The organism is Brevibacillus sp. NRS-1366, from assembly GCF_050467985.1.
On record NZ_JBITPN010000053.1, the window covers coordinates 49,997 to 67,564 of the forward strand.

Annotated in this window: 13 protein-coding genes; 12 read left to right on the plus strand and 1 reads right to left on the minus strand. The window is 45.5% G+C overall.

What is annotated here, in order from left to right:
• Window positions 1-19: 19 nt before the first annotated feature.
• On the plus strand, window positions 20-1,642 hold the full coding sequence (gene cimA / locus ACIFQN_RS30860; protein WP_429836880.1) for a citramalate synthase: 1,623 nt from the start codon (window positions 20-22) through the stop codon (window positions 1,640-1,642).
• A 55-nt stretch (window positions 1,643-1,697) separates the two neighbouring features.
• Here cimA and ACIFQN_RS30865 read toward each other — a convergent pair whose 3' ends face one another.
• On the minus strand, window positions 1,698-2,570 hold the full coding sequence (locus tag ACIFQN_RS30865) for a helix-turn-helix transcriptional regulator (protein WP_429836881.1): 873 nt from the start codon (window positions 2,568-2,570) through the stop codon (window positions 1,698-1,700).
• A 131-nt stretch (window positions 2,571-2,701) separates the two neighbouring features.
• On the opposite strand from ACIFQN_RS30865, the gene fabF reads away from it, so the two are divergent.
• The 11 genes from fabF (at window position 2,702) to ACIFQN_RS30920 (ending at window position 17,555) form a co-directional block, all read left to right on the plus strand.
• Complete coding sequence (fabF, locus tag ACIFQN_RS30870) at window positions 2,702-3,943, plus strand: beta-ketoacyl-ACP synthase II (protein WP_429836882.1); 1,242 nt, start codon at window positions 2,702-2,704, stop codon at window positions 3,941-3,943.
• Between the two features lie 222 nt (window positions 3,944-4,165).
• Window positions 4,166-6,043: a SpoIIE family protein phosphatase gene (locus ACIFQN_RS30875; RefSeq protein WP_429836960.1), complete on the plus strand. Its 1,878-nt coding sequence runs from the start codon at window positions 4,166-4,168 to the stop codon at window positions 6,041-6,043.
• A 40-nt stretch (window positions 6,044-6,083) separates the two neighbouring features.
• On the plus strand, window positions 6,084-6,632 hold the full coding sequence (locus ACIFQN_RS30880; protein ID WP_429836883.1) for a SiaB family protein kinase: 549 nt from the start codon (window positions 6,084-6,086) through the stop codon (window positions 6,630-6,632).
• Between the two features lie 10 nt (window positions 6,633-6,642).
• Window positions 6,643-7,038: a DUF1987 domain-containing protein gene (locus ACIFQN_RS30885; protein ID WP_429836884.1), complete on the plus strand. Its 396-nt coding sequence runs from the start codon at window positions 6,643-6,645 to the stop codon at window positions 7,036-7,038.
• A gap of 83 nt (window positions 7,039-7,121) precedes the next feature.
• Window positions 7,122-8,759, plus strand: a complete 1,638-nt coding sequence (locus ACIFQN_RS30890) for a bifunctional diguanylate cyclase/phosphohydrolase (RefSeq protein WP_429836885.1) — start codon at window positions 7,122-7,124, stop codon at window positions 8,757-8,759.
• Between the two features lie 610 nt (window positions 8,760-9,369).
• Window positions 9,370-10,770: a sigma-54 interaction domain-containing protein gene (locus ACIFQN_RS30895; RefSeq protein ID WP_429836886.1), complete on the plus strand. Its 1,401-nt coding sequence runs from the start codon at window positions 9,370-9,372 to the stop codon at window positions 10,768-10,770.
• 213 nt (window positions 10,771-10,983) lie between these two features.
• On the plus strand, window positions 10,984-12,111 hold the full coding sequence (locus tag ACIFQN_RS30900; protein ID WP_429836887.1) for a DUF917 domain-containing protein: 1,128 nt from the start codon (window positions 10,984-10,986) through the stop codon (window positions 12,109-12,111).
• On the plus strand, window positions 12,104-13,474 hold the full coding sequence (locus tag ACIFQN_RS30905; RefSeq protein ID WP_429836888.1) for a hydantoinase/oxoprolinase N-terminal domain-containing protein: 1,371 nt from the start codon (window positions 12,104-12,106) through the stop codon (window positions 13,472-13,474). The genes ACIFQN_RS30900 and ACIFQN_RS30905 overlap by 8 nt, the downstream gene beginning before the upstream one ends.
• Before the next feature lie 68 nt (window positions 13,475-13,542).
• Window positions 13,543-14,859: a purine-cytosine permease family protein gene (locus ACIFQN_RS30910; RefSeq protein WP_429836889.1), complete on the plus strand. Its 1,317-nt coding sequence runs from the start codon at window positions 13,543-13,545 to the stop codon at window positions 14,857-14,859.
• A 36-nt stretch (window positions 14,860-14,895) separates the two neighbouring features.
• A complete protein-coding gene (locus ACIFQN_RS30915; RefSeq protein ID WP_429836890.1) occupies window positions 14,896-15,993 on the plus strand; it encodes a DUF917 domain-containing protein in 1,098 nt (365 codons plus the stop codon).
• A complete protein-coding gene (locus ACIFQN_RS30920; protein WP_429836891.1) occupies window positions 15,990-17,555 on the plus strand; it encodes a hydantoinase/oxoprolinase N-terminal domain-containing protein in 1,566 nt (521 codons plus the stop codon). The genes ACIFQN_RS30915 and ACIFQN_RS30920 overlap by 4 nt, the downstream gene beginning before the upstream one ends.
• Window positions 17,556-17,568: the final 13 nt, after the last annotated feature.

A 17,568-nucleotide genomic window follows, 5' to 3' on the forward strand; every position in this document is an offset into this window, starting at 1 on the left:
AGTAGAAATGGGTGGAGACATGGAGAGCAAGGTGTATCTGTACGATACAACCCTGCGAGATGGAACGCAGGGAGAAGGGATCAGCCTGTCAGTGGAAGACAAGATAAAGATCGCACTGCGGCTAGATCAGTTTGGTATTGATTTTATCGAAGGCGGATGGCCAGGCAGCAATCCAAAGGACATGGCGTTTTTCGAACGCGTCCGGGAGATTCCGCTGCAGCATGCCAAAGTAACTGCTTTCGGTAGCACCTGTCGTCCAAATGTGGCTGCTTCCGAGGATGATAACTTACAGGCACTGATCGCAAGTGGAGTTTCGGCAGCGGCTATTTTTGGGAAGTCGTGGGATTTGCATGTTACCGACGCGCTGAAAACCACACTGGAAGAAAACATTCGGATGGTGGCTGATTCAGTAGGTTTCTTAAAAGAAAAAGGCTTGACGACGCTCTTTTTGGCTGAGCACTTCTTTGATGGCTACAAGGCCAACCCTCGCTATGCGCTACGGGTACTGGAAGCAGCAGAAGAAGCTGGAGCGGATTGGATCGTCCTGTGTGATACAAATGGCGGAAGCCTTCCCCATGAGGTGTATGATATCGTAAAGAACGCCGTGAGCCAGTTGCGGGTGCCAATCGGAATTCATCCGCATAATGACAGCGGTGTTGCTGTAGCAAACGCACTCGCAGCCATTCAGGCGGGAGCGAAGCAGGTACAAGGCACGATCAATGGAATTGGCGAGCGCTGCGGGAACGTCAACCTGATTTCTGTCGTTCCCAACCTGCAGTTGAAGCTTGGGCTTCACTGTGTTAGCGATGAGCAGTTGCAAGGTTTGACACAGTTATCCCGTTATGTAGCTGAGATTGCAAACATGACGCTTCCAAACAATCAACCGTTTGTGGGACATAGTGCATTTGCTCACAAGGGCGGTATTCACGTGAGTGCCGTTCTGCGTGATCCGAAAACTTACGAGCATATCGAGCCGGAAAATATCGGCAACAAGCGCCGCGTGCTCGTTTCAGAGCTGGCAGGACAGAGCAACCTGCTGGCCAAAATGGAAGAGTTGGAAATCGATCTCTCGCTGGATCGTGAAAAAGCGCGCGAAGTCATTACCCGGATTAAAGAGCGTGAGTTCCAGGGCTATCAATACGAGGGGGCAGAGGCATCGCTTACCTTGATGCTTTTGGAAGCGGCCGGCAAGCTGAAAAGCCTGTTTACACTCGATTCGTTCAAAATCTTGATGGAAAAAGCGGCTGTCCAATCCATCACATCGGAGGCTACTGTCAAGCTCAGCGTCAATGGCGAAACCGTTCATACCGCAGCAGACGGAAATGGTCCTGTCAACGCGCTGGATAATGCGATGAGAAAAGCACTGGAAGGCTATTATCCGTGCATCGCCAACATGCACCTCGCCGATTATAAGGTACGTGTACTCGATGAAAATGGTGCAACAGCGGCGAAGGTTCGCGTCTTGATCGAATCGGCCAGCAACGGGGAAAAATGGAGCACAGTAGGCGTTTCAACCAACGTGATTGAAGCGAGCTGGGAAGCACTGGCAGACAGTATTCGCTACATGCTGTGGAAAGAAGGCTGCGAAGAGACCGATCACCATGCTGCAGCAGAAGCACGAGTAGGTATCGTCAATCACTGATCGAGCGTCAGTAACTATACGAATACAAATACGAATGAAAGCCTGGCCATCGCGGTCAGGCTTTTTGCATTCGCGCTTCAGAAGACTGCTCAGGACGTTCCATGAGCTGTCGGAGCTTGGTCTCTGTGGCGGAACTAGGATCAGGCGTGTAGATGCTGCAGCGCAGATCCGCACTGCCGTGCACTTGAAGAGAGGTCAGGTGAAACAGCATTTTTCCCGCTTTGGCATGGCGAAATTCAATTACGACCTCGGGAGCAGAGCTGACCTCGCTTTGTTCCCATAGCGTATGAAAGTCAGGATGCACGTCCTTCATTTCAGCCAAAAATTGCTCGTACCACTCGTCTTCGACATATTGCCCGTAGTAGGCGCGGAAAATGGCCAGAAAGCCGCTGATAAAATGCTCCCAATTGACGGCCAGACGTTGAAACTCTTTTCTTGTAAAAAGCAAGCGAAGCATGTTGCGCTGATCGTAAGGGATCTGTTCAAAATCCATAAACACATGGGAGGCAGCTTTATTCCACCCGACAATGTGCAGGCGTCTGTCTGAAATAATGCACGGACAAGAGCGCAATTCCTGTAAAATCCGTTCCAGCGAAGGGCTGATCTGAGGTGCCTCTTCCTTTTGCAGACTGACTCCAGTACCCGTTTCCATTGCGAGAGCATATAAGTATTTTCGCTCATCTACCGTCAATTGCAAGGCTTTTGCGACGGCGTCCAATACAGATGGCGAGACCTTGATATCCCGTCCTTGTTCAAGCCATGTATACCAGGTAGCGCTGACGCCAGCTAACCCCGCGACTTCCTCTCTGCGAAGACCAGGTGTGCGTCTGCGAGTTCCAGGGGCAAGCCCAATCGACTGGGGCAAGATTTTGGCGCGTTGTGTCTTCAGAAATGTAGATAATGCCTGTAGTCTCGTCTGATGGTTCATACTCTCCATCCAATCCTTGGTAGTAGTGATCATTCTGGTATTCATTATACTAGGATAAACAACAACTTGTAATAGGATAACAGTTGTGACAAGATGATGTCCATAAGGATAATAGCGATAGGGGGATTACGATGGAGCGCGTAGTTATTACGGGAATGGGAGTCATTTCACCACTGGGCAATCAGGTCGAGCATTTTTGGAATAGCTTGGTCCAAGGGAAATCGGGAATATCTCTGATCGATATATTTGACACATCCAGGCATAAAACGAAGATCGCAGGGATCGTGCGTGACTTCGACGCCGAAGGACGATTTGGACGCAAGGAAGTGCGCAGAATGGACCGCTTCTGCCAATATGCGTTGGCAGCGGCTGAGGAAGCACTGGAGGACTCGGGGATTCGCCTCGATCAGGTAAACCGCGAACGGATGGGGGTCTATGTAGGCTCTGGTATCGGTGGTGTTCAGACCTTGCTCGAGCAGCATAGTGTTTTGAAGGATCGAGGACCGGAGCGGGTAAGTCCTACGCTGGTGCCGATGATGATCTCCAATATGGCTGCAGCGATGATCAGTATCAAGCTTGGGGCATACGGACCTACGATGTCGCCTGTAACAGCCTGCTCGATCGGCAATACGGCGATTGGAGAAGCATTTCGGTTGATTAAAAGTGGAGGCGCGGATGTCATTGTGGCAGGCGGAGCGGAAGCGGCGGTAACAGACATTTCGCTCGCCAGTTTTGCCAATGCGACAGCGTTGTCAGCGAGAAATGACGAGCCGACCCGAGCGAGCCGACCATTCGATGCCGATCGGGATGGATTTGTCATGGCCGAGGGAGCAGGGATCGTCGTGCTGGAGTCGCTGTCACATGCAATTCGCCGGAATGCCCGTATTTATGCAGAGGTAATCGGCTACGGAGCCAGCTCGGATGCGTATCATATGGTCGCCACCCATCCCGAGGGGATGGGCGCTTACCTGGCGATGAAGTGGGCCTTGCAAGAAGCGCAGATCCAGCCAGAAGCTGTCGGCGTGATTAGTGCTCACGCAACCAGTACCGAAATCGGAGATCGTTCGGAAACAGCGGCCATCAAGCGCTTGTTTGGGGAGCGTGCCTATGAGATTCCTGTTACGGCAAACAAATCTATGATCGGCCACATGTTTGGTGCTGCCGGAGGGGTAGAAGCGATTGCTTTGACGAAGAGCTTGCAAGAAGGAATCATCCCGCCGACGATCAATCTCGAAGAGCGTGATCCACTCTGTGACTTGGATTACGTACCGAATCAGGCACGACTGGCAGATATCGACATTGGAATCTCCAATTCGTTTGGCTTTGGCGGGCATAATGCTGTGATTGTGGTGAAAAAGTACCAGGATGAATGATGAATCAGAGATGCGATTGCTGCGCTGATTAAGGTAAGGAAGCATACAATGCGAAACGAGAAGCCTGGCCACTTTGGTCAGGTTTTTCGGCTAAGTAATTCCATGAAAGTTTTTGAAAGGAGTTGTTGAATCTTTACCAATAAAAATAAATGAGCGAAAACAAAAGATGATATAATAGGAAGAACAATGCGACGGAAGCGAAGATGTATTGATTTGAACAGCGTGAATGAAAGGGAAACAATGTCAACCAAAGAACAGGTAATCGTAAAGAGAGAACCAGCTGATTCGGTAAAGCTAGAGTATAAGAGAAAAACAGATATTGTTTTATATTTTTCAAGCTTTTTAATCATTTTTTCTATCTTGCTTGTCGGTACATTGGTTTATGTGATTACGGAAAAAGAGGTTGTCAAAAAGCTGAAAGAAAAAGACATGATCTATCTAGCTGAATCCGTCTCCACCAAAATTGACGAGCAAATCGTGAGAGCCAAAGAAACAACCATCTTTTTTGCGCAAGATCCGGCCGTATATGATTGGGTGTCTAGTGGAGAAACCAAAAAAGAGCTGGAGCCATATGCGGTTCATAAACTGAAGCAACTGGTAACAGATCTGGATTACGACAACTCCTTTATTGTTAGCAATGTGACGAAGCATTATTGGGCTGAAACAGGGACTATGGCTGAAATCATGTCTGAAAATAATCCATACCATAATTGGTTTTTCAAAACCTTGAAATCCAAACAAAAAGTTACGGTTAATTTTGATTATAATAGCACTCGTAATAACACTTTTGTTTTTGTAAACACACTGATGGGCGAGATTGATGACCCGATTGCCATTGTAGGAATCGGCTTTAGTTTGCAAAGGCTGGCAAATGATTTTAAGGAATATAGTCACTTTGAAAACAGCAATTTATGGCTGATAGACCGCGATGGGAACATCTACCTGTCAGATAACCTCGATCATATCGGCACAACGATAGATGCCTACATGCCAGAGAATGCGAAGAAAGAAATAAGGGAGCAATTTCATCTCGGCACTCCTTACGTGATTGACTACAAGAACGAACAGGGACAAGTAATAGATTTAGTGAGCTATCCGATCTCATCAACGGATTGGAAGCTTATTTTTCAATTGCCGAGACAAGAAACCGTATCCTTTTTAAAAACAATCAAATACAATACCATTTTATCTATCATCATCCTGTTGTTAGCCATCATCTTTCTATTCTATTATGTGTCTCGAAAGATCACGAACCCCTATCAATTGGCTTTGAAGGTGAACCAACAATTGGAAGCGGAAATATCTTTGCGCACAAGAGAGGTTTCCGATAAAAACAAAAAACTGACAGATAGTATTGACTATGCAAAACGCATCCAAGAGGCCATTTTGCCGGATGAGGAGCAATTGAGTGCCCTCTTTGAAGAGCACTTTTTAATTTGGAAGCCACGAGATCACGTTGGCGGAGATTTTTATTGGTTAAAAAGGACACAGGACGGCTGTCTCTTTGCAATAGGGGATTGCACAGGACATGGTGTGCCGGGAGCACTAATGACAATACTGACCATTTCTGAATTAGATCATATTGTGGAACGAGAATCCATTATTGATCCCAGTACGATACTAAAAAAGCTAAATCAAGCAATAAAAAGAACATTGAAGCAAGAGACAAAAAAAGGATTAACAGATGATGGGCTGGATATTGGCATCATTTATTTTCAAAAAGATAACGTTATTACATTTTCGGGTGCCAAGTTCTCGCTCTTTATTAAAAATAAGCATAAATTAGATATTATGAAAGGAAATAGAAAAAGCATAGGGTATCGCAGAACAGATGAAGAATACGAATTTATACAGACGAGCATGGAGGTAGAGCCTACAGATATTCTTTATATGACAACAGATGGTTACCTTGATCAAAACAGTGAAAACGATCCATCCAGCTTTGGAACAAAAAACTTCATCCAATTAATAGACGAAAACTATGACAAGCCAATAGATGAACAAAGAGAAGCATTCATTACAGCTATGAATAAATTTATGGGGAACGAAACACAACGAGATGATATTACCCTGTTTGCATGCAGATACCACTCAAAATAGTAAATTAACCTACATTTACCATTAATAGGAGTGAGAACGAGTGAAAAATGATCAATTAATCCACGTGAGTGAAGAATTGAAAAAAAATCAAATCCTAATCAGTTTCTCAGGTAAGTTTTCACAAACATTAATAGAAGAGCTTGGCGAAGCCGTGAAAAAATATCTGGAAACGGAAGATATTCCAAAGAAAGAAATTTATAATGTTTTCTCGATATTTATTGAACAAACCCAAAATATAAGAAACTATAGCTCTGAAAAGACAAATAGTTTCTATTACGAACAAATTCTCCACTCTGGAATAGTCATTATAGGAAGAGAAGAAAAAGGATACTATATCTGCTCCGGAAACATCACAGAAGGTACGGACATCCAGCCATTAATTACGATCATTGAAGAAATAGCTGCTTTAAATAAAGAGGAATTGAAGAAACGCTACAAGGAAAAATTGAAAGAAGTACTTGCGCCAGAAAGCAAGAGCGCAGGGCTAGGTTTAATTGATGTAGCTAGAAAAGCAAATTATCCCATTGAATACTCCGTTAAAGAAGTAGATGAAAATCTGTATTTCTTTTCTTTAAAAGCGATAGTTTAGAGGTGATCATATGGATAAATTAATGATAGAAGGCACAAAAAGCACACCAGAAGTCAACTTCGACCCGGATCAAAATACTCTGGTTATCAAAGGACAATCCTATCCTGAGAATCCGTTCGCCTTTTATGAACCCATAATGGAGTGGGTGAAGGAATATTTGAGTCAACTCGAAAAGGAAGCAAGTGTGGTTGTGGAATTAAATATTCCATATATCAATACAAGTAGTTCGAAATGTTTTATGGTACTGTTAGACTTATTTGACGAGGCATATATAAATCGGAATAAGCGGATTAAACTTACTTGGTATTACGATGCTGGCAATGAAAGTGGATTAGAATGTGCTGAGGAATTTAAAGAAGATTTGAATTTTCCATTTGATATAGTGGAAAAAGCAATTCCTGAATAACAAAGGGTAGAAAGATAGCTTGCCGCAGTAAAACATGCGCTTATGACTAAACGAGGAATAGGAATGGAAGGAGGTCAGCAAATATGGGACTCCGTAAAACCAATCAAGTTTTTTCTCAAGAGCTGCAGACACTTGATGAAGCAAGAGCCAAGCTGTCAACGGCAGAATATCAAGAAAGTACATTCATACCTCACTTTGAGGAATTACTTAAAGATTATGAACACCTGCTTAAAACATCCATCAAAACCTTGAACATAGGGGATCTTCTAGCCAAGGAATTAAGAAGGCGTGAATCAGAAATCAAGACATTGCTCGATAATGTGGATCAAGGCTTTCTCACCTTTGGACAAGATTTGATCGTGGACAAAGCATATAGTGCGAAAACGATAGAGATAATAAAAAAGAATCCCTCTAAACAGAAGATAACAGATTTATTGTGGTCAGATGATTCCAAGGAAAAGCAAGAAATGGAAAGGCTTCTTAAACAGTATTTTGCAACACAACCACGGACAGAGAAGGAAGAAATAATCAAACAACTGCCAACTCAAATTACATTGAATAGCGAGAGTATCCTACTGCAATTTATACCGATTAGCCCGTTGGAGTATAAAGAAGTTCAAGAAGAAATTATTTTACTTATTCTTACAGATATTACTGAGAAGCTCCAATCGCAAAAAAGGCTGGAATACTTGAGTTACCATGACAGTTTAACCACTTTACATAACCGGGCATACATGGACATATTTTGTGAACAGCTCACAAATGATATGTTTCCTTTGGGTATTGTTTTTATTGACATGAATGGGTTAAAGCTCATTAATGACGTCTTTGGACATGAAACGGGAGACCAATTCCTGCAACATGCAGCTAATGTATTGAAGACAGCCGCTCCGGATCATTCAAACATGTTTCGCTGGGGAGGGGATGAGTTTATCATACTTATACCCAACGCCAATGAGGCCATATGCGAACAGTTGAAACAAACGATTAAGAATCATGGAGAGAACCATTCTCAATCAGAAGCAAATCATATCCAACTTCCGTTTGAAATAAGTATGTCAATAGGCATTTCTATTATGGAAAAAAATACAGATCACATCACTTCTTATTTAAAAATAGCAGAGAAAAAAATGTATAGAGAAAAATTCCGGGAAAGTAGAGTATTTCAAAATCGAATGATACAAAAAGGTATCAAAATGTTAGAAGAGCTTCAATTGATCAGTCCAGGACATTTGGAGCGAACAAAAGAAATGGCTACTCATTTTGCCATAAAGCTGGGATATCAGCCAAACGATGCTAAAGTTCAAAATCTTCAACTGGTTGCTGAATTGCATGATTTGGGGAAAATTACGTTTCCTAAAGAATTGATTGCGAAGACAGGGTCCCTAACAGAAAAAGAAATAGAATTGATACAATCCCATAGTGAAACTGGATTCAGAATTGCAAAATCCACAGGCTATGCCAGAGTGGCAGAAGCAATATTATCCTTACATGAGAAATGGGATGGAACCGGATATCCGTATGGATTGATGAAAACGGAGATTCCCTTTTTATCCAGACTTTTTTTAATTGTTGAGGCATTTGATGTGATGACTCATCATCGGGTATATAAGCAAGCAGTAGATACGGAAACAGCCTTATATGAAATAAAGGAGCAAAGCGGCAAGAAGTTTGACCCATACTTGGTGGAAAAATTTATAGAATTTATGCGTGAGCGATAAAGCAGGATCGTGGTCTGACGCGCTCTATAAACGATGTTAAACCTGGGGGGCCTAAGTCGGCATCTTTCGAACAAAGGTGACGACGGTTACCGGAGTTGAAGAAGGATCAAGAGGGTGCCGAAAAGACATACAGGCCATACTTACGGCTTTCGTTGTGAATGCGAAGCGAATGGTTACGTTGATCGAAAAACTGCAGCCCGCCTCCTAAGGGAGGACGGGCTGCAGTTTTTCGTTAAAGTACCTATTTTTGAAAAAGAAGTGTAGGGGTTGCCCTACTCTTACCCCCAAGAAGAACTGTTTTGCAGGGCTCTCCCAGTGGGCAGGCGATGCCGATAGCGATAACTCTACCCGGTTGAAAGTACAGATGGATTGAAGCACCCAAATACTGTACCAGTCGCTATCCCGTAATGGGAACTTGATCATTAATAGGCCACGAAATGGTTCTGAACAGTTGATTTCGCTATACTGAATGATAGAATTGTTCCGATTCTGGTCATTTTCGGAACTTTGCTTGGAGGGGATACTTTGAAGCGAAATGGGGCGGTAGACGACAGTTATCATCCGCCGGCGATGAAGCACGTACAAGGATGGATTGGAAGGAGGAGCCAAAGTGGACGTCATTCAAGACTTGAAGAAAGAGCGTAAAAAATTGCTGATGGAAGTGGAGGGGTTGTTGTCGTTACTAGCCAAGCCCATTTTAGTCATTGATCCTGACGGGCAAGTTGTTCATGCAAATACAGCCTCTGAAACCATTTGGCGCTATTCCCAAGTTACACTTGCAAACAAAAATATTATCGAGCTGTTGAACGCGCCGTTCCTCCTGGAGCTAATCAAAAAAGGAAATCCGTTGAGAGAGTACCCACTTGAGTTACTTGATGCTGACGGGAAAAACCATTCCTATACGTGCAGAATGCACCCGTTGTTCGTAGAGAAACAGGTAGAAGGAGCTATTTTGCAGTTTACGGAGTATGTTGAGCAGGAAGCCAAAGAGAAAAGTAAAAAGTACGTAACCCGTTATACATTTGACGATATACGCGGTAACAGCCAGGATATCACTGCTCTAAAAGAACGGGCAGAAAAAGTGGCAAAAGGTGATTCGACGATTCTGATCCGGGGAGAAAGTGGTACCGGGAAAGAAGTGTTGGCACAAGCGATACACGGGGCCAGTTTACGAAAAGATGCTCCTTTTGTCGCACTTAATTGTGCCGCGATTCCCGAGTCCTTGCTGGAAAGTGAGTTATTCGGCTATGAAGAAGGGGCTTTTACCGGAGCGAAAAAAGGAGGGAGAGCAGGACGTTTTGAAATTGCTGACGGGGGGACGTTGTTTCTCGATGAAATCGGAGATATGCCGCTCTATTTGCAGGCCAAACTACTCCGCGTGCTGCAAGAGCGTAGAGTTGAACGAGTGGGAGGCGCAGAAAGCATTAAGGTAGATGTGCGGGTGATGGCTGCTACTCACAAGGACCTCGAGTCGATGATTTCCTTGAAACTATTCCGTGAAGATTTGTTTTATAGGTTGAATGTGATTCCTTTATACGTACCACCATTACGCGACCGGAACGAAGATTTGTACGAGCTCATTTACTTTTTCATGAGTTCGTTTGGCAAACGCTTCGGGAAGGAGCCGAAGCGCTTCTCATCACAAGCTTTACAGAAGATGTTTCAGTACCCTTGGCCAGGGAATGTTCGTGAATTAGAAAACGTGGTAGAGTATGTCATTAATTTAGAAATTAACGAGCTTATTACCGTTAATAGTTTGCCGGAGTCGATTCAAAACGGCAAAGAGGACGAAGAGGTGCATATTCCACAAAAAGTGAGAACTCCAAGGATAGGCATTTTTGCGGAATTGGAGATTGAAAAGACAGAAGAACAACTGATTATTGAAGCAATTAGACAATACGGTAACAGTACGGAAGGGAAAGTAAAAGCTGCCGAAGCTTTAGGAATCAGTCTATCTACTTTGTACAGGAAATTACATAAGATTCAGCGAAAGCGTTTTTTGTCAAAATAAGAAATAGTGCAAAATAACGACATTTAGCAAGAAAAACTAGGAATTCAGGAGATAATCTTGAAATTCAGGAACTGAAATTTCGGATTTTTCTGTATTCAAATCCATTGGGAAAAAACAGAAGAGCCTCGGAAACGTGATTTTTCCAGTGTTTAAGCAAAAAAAATAGATTGGTATGATAGTTGCTTAATTAGGTGATCAGGAGGTCCATTCATTATGAAGCAGTATATGCATCAACAGGACGTCAGTTCGTTAGCGAGCGGTGCGATGTATCTGGGATCGGGAGGTGGTGGAGATACTACGTTCATGCAATTTATGGCAGAGGAAGCGATTCGTGAATACGGTCCTGTTCCCTTGCTCTCGCCTTTTGCATTGTCGGGTGAAAAGTGGGTTGTGCCTGTTGCGATTTTCGGATCTCCAGTGATTCTAAGCGAGAAGTTAATCAGCGGTAATGAACTGATTGGGGCATTACATCAGTTAGAGCAAGTAAAACAAGTGACCGCCAGTGCTGTAACGGCAGTGGGCATTGGTGGAATGAATGCCCTCTCTCCTATCCTAACTGCTGCTTTGGCCAAACTCCCGGTTGTCGATTGTGATGGCATGGGCAGGACATTTACCGAATTGCAGATGACGACTTTTCATGCGTTTGGGGTTCAAGCCAGTCCGTTTATCATGCAAAATGATCGAGGCCATCGTTACCAAATCAAAAGGGCATCAAATTTTGAAGTTGAGCAAGTCGGACGCCAAAAGGTGACGGAGATGGGAGGGTGGGCAGCAACCGCCTGCTATCCGATGACGGCTCAAGTGCTGCGGGAAGTGGCTGTACATCGTTCTATTTCACTAGCCGTGCGTCTAGGGGAGAGGGTGAGAGCAGCAGGTGCAGACATTCACCAAGTGTTTGCCGCACTTGTTCACGTCTTGCACAATTCCCTTTACGGACGCCCTTGCAAACTGATGGAAGGAAAAGTAGTGAACCTGCAAAGAAATCTGACAGCAGGTTTACTCATTGGGAGCTTGATTATCGAGGGAGGGGGTTTTGATACGGGGGAACAGGCTGAGGTTTTCTTCAAAAATGAATACCTGTCAGTAAAGCGGGGAAAGCAGACATTGGCTACTGTGCCAGACTTGATCTGTATTTTGGACGCAAGCACAGGACGTTCGATGGCTATTGAAGAGCTTGAGCAGAATATGCAGGTGTGGGTTATATCTATACCCTGTCCATACATGGTACGTCATCCAAATATGTTAGAGGTGGTTGGCCCCGAAGCGTATGGCTTGGAAGGAACATACGTCTCTACCCAAGAGCGCTGCCTTTTGGAACAGGGGGGACAGGAACGTGTTTAGGTTGGGAATCGACGTCGGAGGGGAACGAGTAATCGGTGTGTTAGTGAATGCCAAGCTTGAAATCGTCTGTTCGGCGGATCAGCCCACCACCCCTGATGTTATGGGGGGAATTGCTTCTGTGCTAAACATGCTGCTTACAAAGTCCAAGGTGAACCCGGGAGCTATTGGGAACGTGATGGTTGGGACCACCTATTGCCATAATGCTTTGCTAGAAGAAAAGAACCTTGCCAAAGTGTGTGCACTACGCATAAGTCCGGCAGAATGCCCACTTCCTCCACTCTATGAGGGGAGTGAGGGGCTGCGTAAAGCAATTGGCTTGCTTCATTTTCACATCCCGGGCGGACATGAGGTAGATGGTAGTGTTTCCTTGAATGAATCGTTTCTTGATCGTTTGGAAAAATTGCTGCCAGCCCTACAAGCTGAAGAAATCGAGTCATTTGCTGTAACGGGAACGTTCTCAACCGTAAATAGTACCCACGAACAATTGGTGGCCAAACAGATTCGTAAAGTTTTTGGCGACGACTGTCCGATTACCCTCTCACATCAACTGGGAAGTGTCGGCTTTCTGGAAAGAGAAAATGCGGCAATCCTTAATGCTGCTCTATCCAAGGTGATGATGAAGGTTTTAAAAAGAATGGGAGACCTGCTCCAAGACCATGGGATCAATGCCTCGATTTATGTTACGCAAAACGACGGTTCGCTGATGTCGTATGAAAATGCACTGCATTTTCCCATTCGAACCTTCCGCTCAAGCTCGGCAAACTGCTTTCGTGGAGCCTCGTTTCTCACTAAGCTGAATGACTGTGTGGTTGTCGATGTGGGAAAATCATTTACTTCTATTGGGATGTTGAAACAAGGGGTGCCAAAGGAAGGGGGGCATAACCAAGTAATGCTCGGCATCAGGGTTAATTTTCAAATGCCGGAGCTTATTGCCCTTCCTTACGGTAGTGACCATCGCGTTAGTGAAGCGATGATCGATGCCATTTACTGTGCAGTACAACGATTCCAACCGCGTTACGAACCTCTGCCAATTGTGTTCGTCGGAGAAGGACGTGATCAGGTCATGCCTTTATTTAAGTATCCTTGGGCAGATATCTACTGTCCGGATTATGCGGAAACAATTAGCGCAATAGGAGCGTGTATTGCCCCGTTGAGTGGCAGTCTAGATCGTATTTTTTGTCTGGATCATGCAAGTCGTGATGAGGTGGTACAATCCGCAGCACAAGAAGTACTCAACTACGCAGTCTATGCGGGGGCGGATCCTGAGACGGTGAATGTTCAGAGCATAGAGATCATTCCGTTTGCCTATGTTTCTAATCGATCGTTACGGATCAAAGCAAAGGCATTTGGCAGGCTGCCTTAGTAACAGTTAAGACTGGCTTTACAGCGGATATAGGAAAAATATGAATGTACAGGAGATGATAAATACTTATGTCTGGGTCTGGGAAAATGGCGGACGACTTTTCCATCACCAGGGTGCCAGAGAGCGCCCGGCTTCCCATGTGGGAAATCATGTTGATCAGAACAGGCGGTCTGATTGCCTTATCGCAGTTCATGCTGGGAGCGGCTCTGGGGTATGGGTTGACTTTCTGGCAAGCCTTCTGGGCAACCATGCTTGGCAGCGTTTTGCTTGAATTGGTCAGTTTATTCCTTGGACTTGCCGGTGTACGCGAAGGGTTGTCAACCAGCTTGTTAGCCCGTTGGACGGGGTTTGGCAAGTACGGTTCCGGGGCAATCGGCATCGTTATTGCAATTGGTTTAGTCGGCTGGTTTGGAATTCAGAATTCTGTGTTCGCCAAAGGAGTAGACAGTGCTTTAGGCGGAGTCTTAGGTTTTCCACTTGCGGCTATCATTACGGGCTTAGGTGTTACGCTCATCGTGATTTTTGGCCTGAAATGGCTTAGCTGGACAGCGAAAATAGCTGTGCCTGGTTTTTTGGCAGTCATTTCATACGGCGTTTATGTCGTACTGCAAGATCATTCGATTGGTGAATTGATTGCCTCGCCGCCACCCGGCCCTGTGCTTTCTTTGGGAATGGCCACGACTATGGTGGCAGGAGGATTCATGATGGGGGCAATTATCACTCCAGATTTGAGTAGGTATTGTCGGAGTGGGAAAGACGTGTTCTGGATGACAATGAGTACCGTAATATTTGGTGAGTTGGGTGTTAACCTGATCGCCGTGTTGATGGCTCACGCGATCAAAAGCGCCGATGTCGTGACCATCATATTGCAAACGGCAGGTTGGTTTGGAGCGGCGGTCGTCATTTTCTCAACTATAAAAATCAACGATATCAACCTGTATTCCGCTTCTCTCGGGATTACCGGTGTGATTGATTCGGTATTGGGCAAAAAGGTAAATCGAGGATTGATTACACTCATTATCGGTGCAATTGGAACGGTGTTGTCAGTGGTCGGGATACTGGATAAGTTTGTTGGTTTCCTGATGTTCTTAGGTGTGTTGATACCACCGATAGGCGGGATTATGATCGTGGATTACTTTATCTTAAAGCGATCCAGGGGAATATTGGATGAAAGTAGAAAGCAAAATAAATTACCCGAACATTCAGAAAAATTTAATCCAATCACCTTGATCTCGTGGGCAATTGGCTTTTTTGTAGGGTATTTGATCGAAGCAGGTATCCCGTCTGTAAACTCGCTGTTGGTTAGCGGCATCGCCTACTACATCGGCATGAAAATGCTTAGTTCTATTCGGAAGCGGAAGCCTGGTCAAGAGATCAATGTATGACAAGCTCGTGGAGCGTATCACAAGGGAGGAACAAACATGAGAGTATTGGGAAAACAAGAGATTGAAGACATGGCAGTCGGTGCTGCTTTGTTGGGAACTGGCGGTGGTGGAGATCCGTACATCGGTAAGTTAATGGCGCTGCAAGCGATTGAAGAATACGGGCCGATCACCTTGCTGTCTGTAAATGAAGTTCCTGATGATGCCTTTGTAGTATCCACAGGTATGTTGGGAGCTCCGTCCGTAATGATTGAAAAAGTGCCAAACGGAAACGAAGCAAAAGAAGCGCTCGAAACCTTGGAGCATTTTATGGGGAAAAAAGTATTTGCTATATATCCGATTGAAGCAGGTGGTTTAAACTCAATGCTGCCGCTTGCACTTGCTGCCCGACTGGGGCTGCCTGTCGTAGATGTGGATGGGATGGGACGAGCGTTTCCGGAAATGCAAATGGTGACATTTTATTTGGACGGTATTCAGGCTTCCCCGTTCGTCATTGCTGATGAAAAAGGAAATGTCACGTTGCTAAAGACCATTGACAATCTGTGGGCAGAGCGGATTGCTCGCGCTGCGACGATTCAAAAAGGCGGGGCAGTCATGTTTGCTGTCTATCCGATGACAGGTAGAAATTTAAAGGAAAGTGGTATTCACGACAGCTTGAAACTGGAGGAAGAGATTGGGCGCACGATTCGTCTGTCTAAGGAGGACAATTGCGATCCCATCCAGGAAATTCTTAGTCTTACCGGGGGATTTGAGCTGTTTCGCGGGAAGGTGACGGATATCAACAGAAAAACGGAAGCGGGATTTCTTCGCGGGACGGCGAAGCTGGAGGGGCTAGCGACATACAAAGGTGATGTGATGGAGCTTCGTTTTCAAAACGAACATTTATTAGCGAAGACGCAGGATCGCCTGCTGTGCATAACACCTGATTTGATTGCTGTGGTAGATGCAGAAACCGCGATACCGATCACTACGGAAGGCCTGCGGTACGGATCGAGGGCGGTAGTAATAGGCATCCCCTGCCATCCGAAATGGCGTACGGCTAAAGGAATCGAAACGTGCGGCCCCCGATACTTTGGCTACGACATTGATTACACACCGGTAGAAACGTTGATAGGGAAAGGAGTTGCGCTGAAATGAATTATCGTATTGGCATTGACGTAGGCGGAACCCACACAGATGCCGTGTTGATTGACAGTGATTACCGGATTGTGGCTTCGACCAAAACGCCCACTACCGAGGATGTTACCAGCGGTATCTACCAAGCGATGCGGGCGGTTATCAGCAATGCAGGTGTACCTCGCAGCCTGATACAATATGCGATGCTGGGTACGACACACTGCACGAATGCCATTGTCGAGCGGAAGAGACTTAACCGCATTGCCGTCATTCGCATCGGTGCACCGGCGGCTTTAGCCGTTAAACCGTTGGTCGGCGTTCCGGCTGACTTGCGGGAGCATTTAGGCGGGCATGTGTATGTGGTTGGTGGAGGCCATGAGTTTGACGGGCGAGAAATAGCCAAACTTGAAGAGAATGAACTGTATAGAATTGCCTCTGAACTTATAGGGCGTGTTGATTCAGTAGCGATAACTTCCGTCTTTTCGCCAGTGTCGAAACGGCATGAGCTGCGGGCAGCTGAGATTTTTCATGACGTACTGGGGGCGGATCTACCAGTCTCACTCTCACATGAGATCGGCAGTGTAGGTTTGTTAGAACGGGAAAATGCCACGATCTTAAATGCAGCAGTAATACATGTAGCGAAAGAGATGACAGAAGGCTTTGTCCGCGCGCTTGAACAAGAAGGAGTCAATGCCAAAGTCTTCTTCGGACAGAATGATGGCACACTCATGAGTATCGAATACGCAGTCAAGTATCCAATTTTTATGATTGCCTGCGGCCCGACGAACAGTATCCGTGGTGCCTCCTACTTAACGGGGCTAGCAGATGCGTTGGTTGTAGATGTGGGTGGAACGACAACCGACATCGGTGTGTTGGTGAAGTCGTTTCCACGAGAGTCTTCGCTCGCAGTAGAAATTGGCGGAGCGCGGACTAACTTTCGCATGCCGGATATCATTTCGATCGGTGTTGGCGGAGGTACGATGATTCGTAGTAAGCAAGAAGGAGGGGTCACCATTGGTCCGGAAAGCGTCGGCTATCAGTTACAGGAAAAGGGGCTCGTTTTCGGAGGTGATACACTGACTGCTACCGACGTGGCTGTCGCTCTAGGTAAAGCAGAGTTGGGCGATCCGTCAAAAGTGGCTCATCTGGATAAAGTTCTTATGGAGAATATATATGCGGCGCTGGTCGAAAAGGTGGAAGTGGCAATTGATAAAATGAAGACGAGCAGTGAGTCGGTTCCGGTAATTCTGGTTGGGGGTGGAAGCATCCTTTTTCCCGATCATCTGAAAGGGGCATCCGAAGTGTTGCGACCAGAAAATTTCGGTGTTGCCAATGCGATTGGAGCTGCTATTTCGCAAATCAGCGGGCAAATCGAAAGAGTTTTTACCCTTGGCGAATTGGACCGTGACGTTGCATTGGATATAGCGAAAAAAGAAGCAATCGATGAAGCGACAAATGCCGGCGCTGACCCCGAGACAGTCGAAATAGTCGATATTGAAGATGTTCCGTTGGCGTATCTTCCAGGAAACGCTACGAGAATTCGCGTCAAAGCTGCCGGCTCACTTAACGTGAAGGAAGCTTAACATTCAATTAGGA

Excerpts from the sequence above, each read along its gene's own strand:
- cimA (WP_429836880.1), top strand. The coding sequence starts at position 20 with ATGGAGAGCAAGGTGTATCTGTACGATACAACCCTGCGAGATGGAACG.
- ACIFQN_RS30865 (WP_429836881.1), bottom strand. The coding sequence starts at position 2,570 with ATGAACCATCAGACGAGACTACAGGCATTATCTACATTTCTGAAGACA.
- fabF (WP_429836882.1), top strand. The coding sequence starts at position 2,702 with ATGGAGCGCGTAGTTATTACGGGAATGGGAGTCATTTCACCACTGGGC.
- ACIFQN_RS30885 (WP_429836884.1), top strand. The coding sequence starts at position 6,643 with ATGGATAAATTAATGATAGAAGGCACAAAAAGCACACCAGAAGTCAAC.
- ACIFQN_RS30890 (WP_429836885.1), top strand. The coding sequence starts at position 7,122 with ATGGGACTCCGTAAAACCAATCAAGTTTTTTCTCAAGAGCTGCAGACA.
- ACIFQN_RS30900 (WP_429836887.1), top strand. The coding sequence starts at position 10,984 with ATGAAGCAGTATATGCATCAACAGGACGTCAGTTCGTTAGCGAGCGGT.
- ACIFQN_RS30910 (WP_429836889.1), top strand. The coding sequence starts at position 13,543 with ATGTCTGGGTCTGGGAAAATGGCGGACGACTTTTCCATCACCAGGGTG.
- ACIFQN_RS30915 (WP_429836890.1), top strand. The coding sequence starts at position 14,896 with ATGAGAGTATTGGGAAAACAAGAGATTGAAGACATGGCAGTCGGTGCT.
- ACIFQN_RS30920 (WP_429836891.1), top strand. The coding sequence starts at position 15,990 with ATGAATTATCGTATTGGCATTGACGTAGGCGGAACCCACACAGATGCC.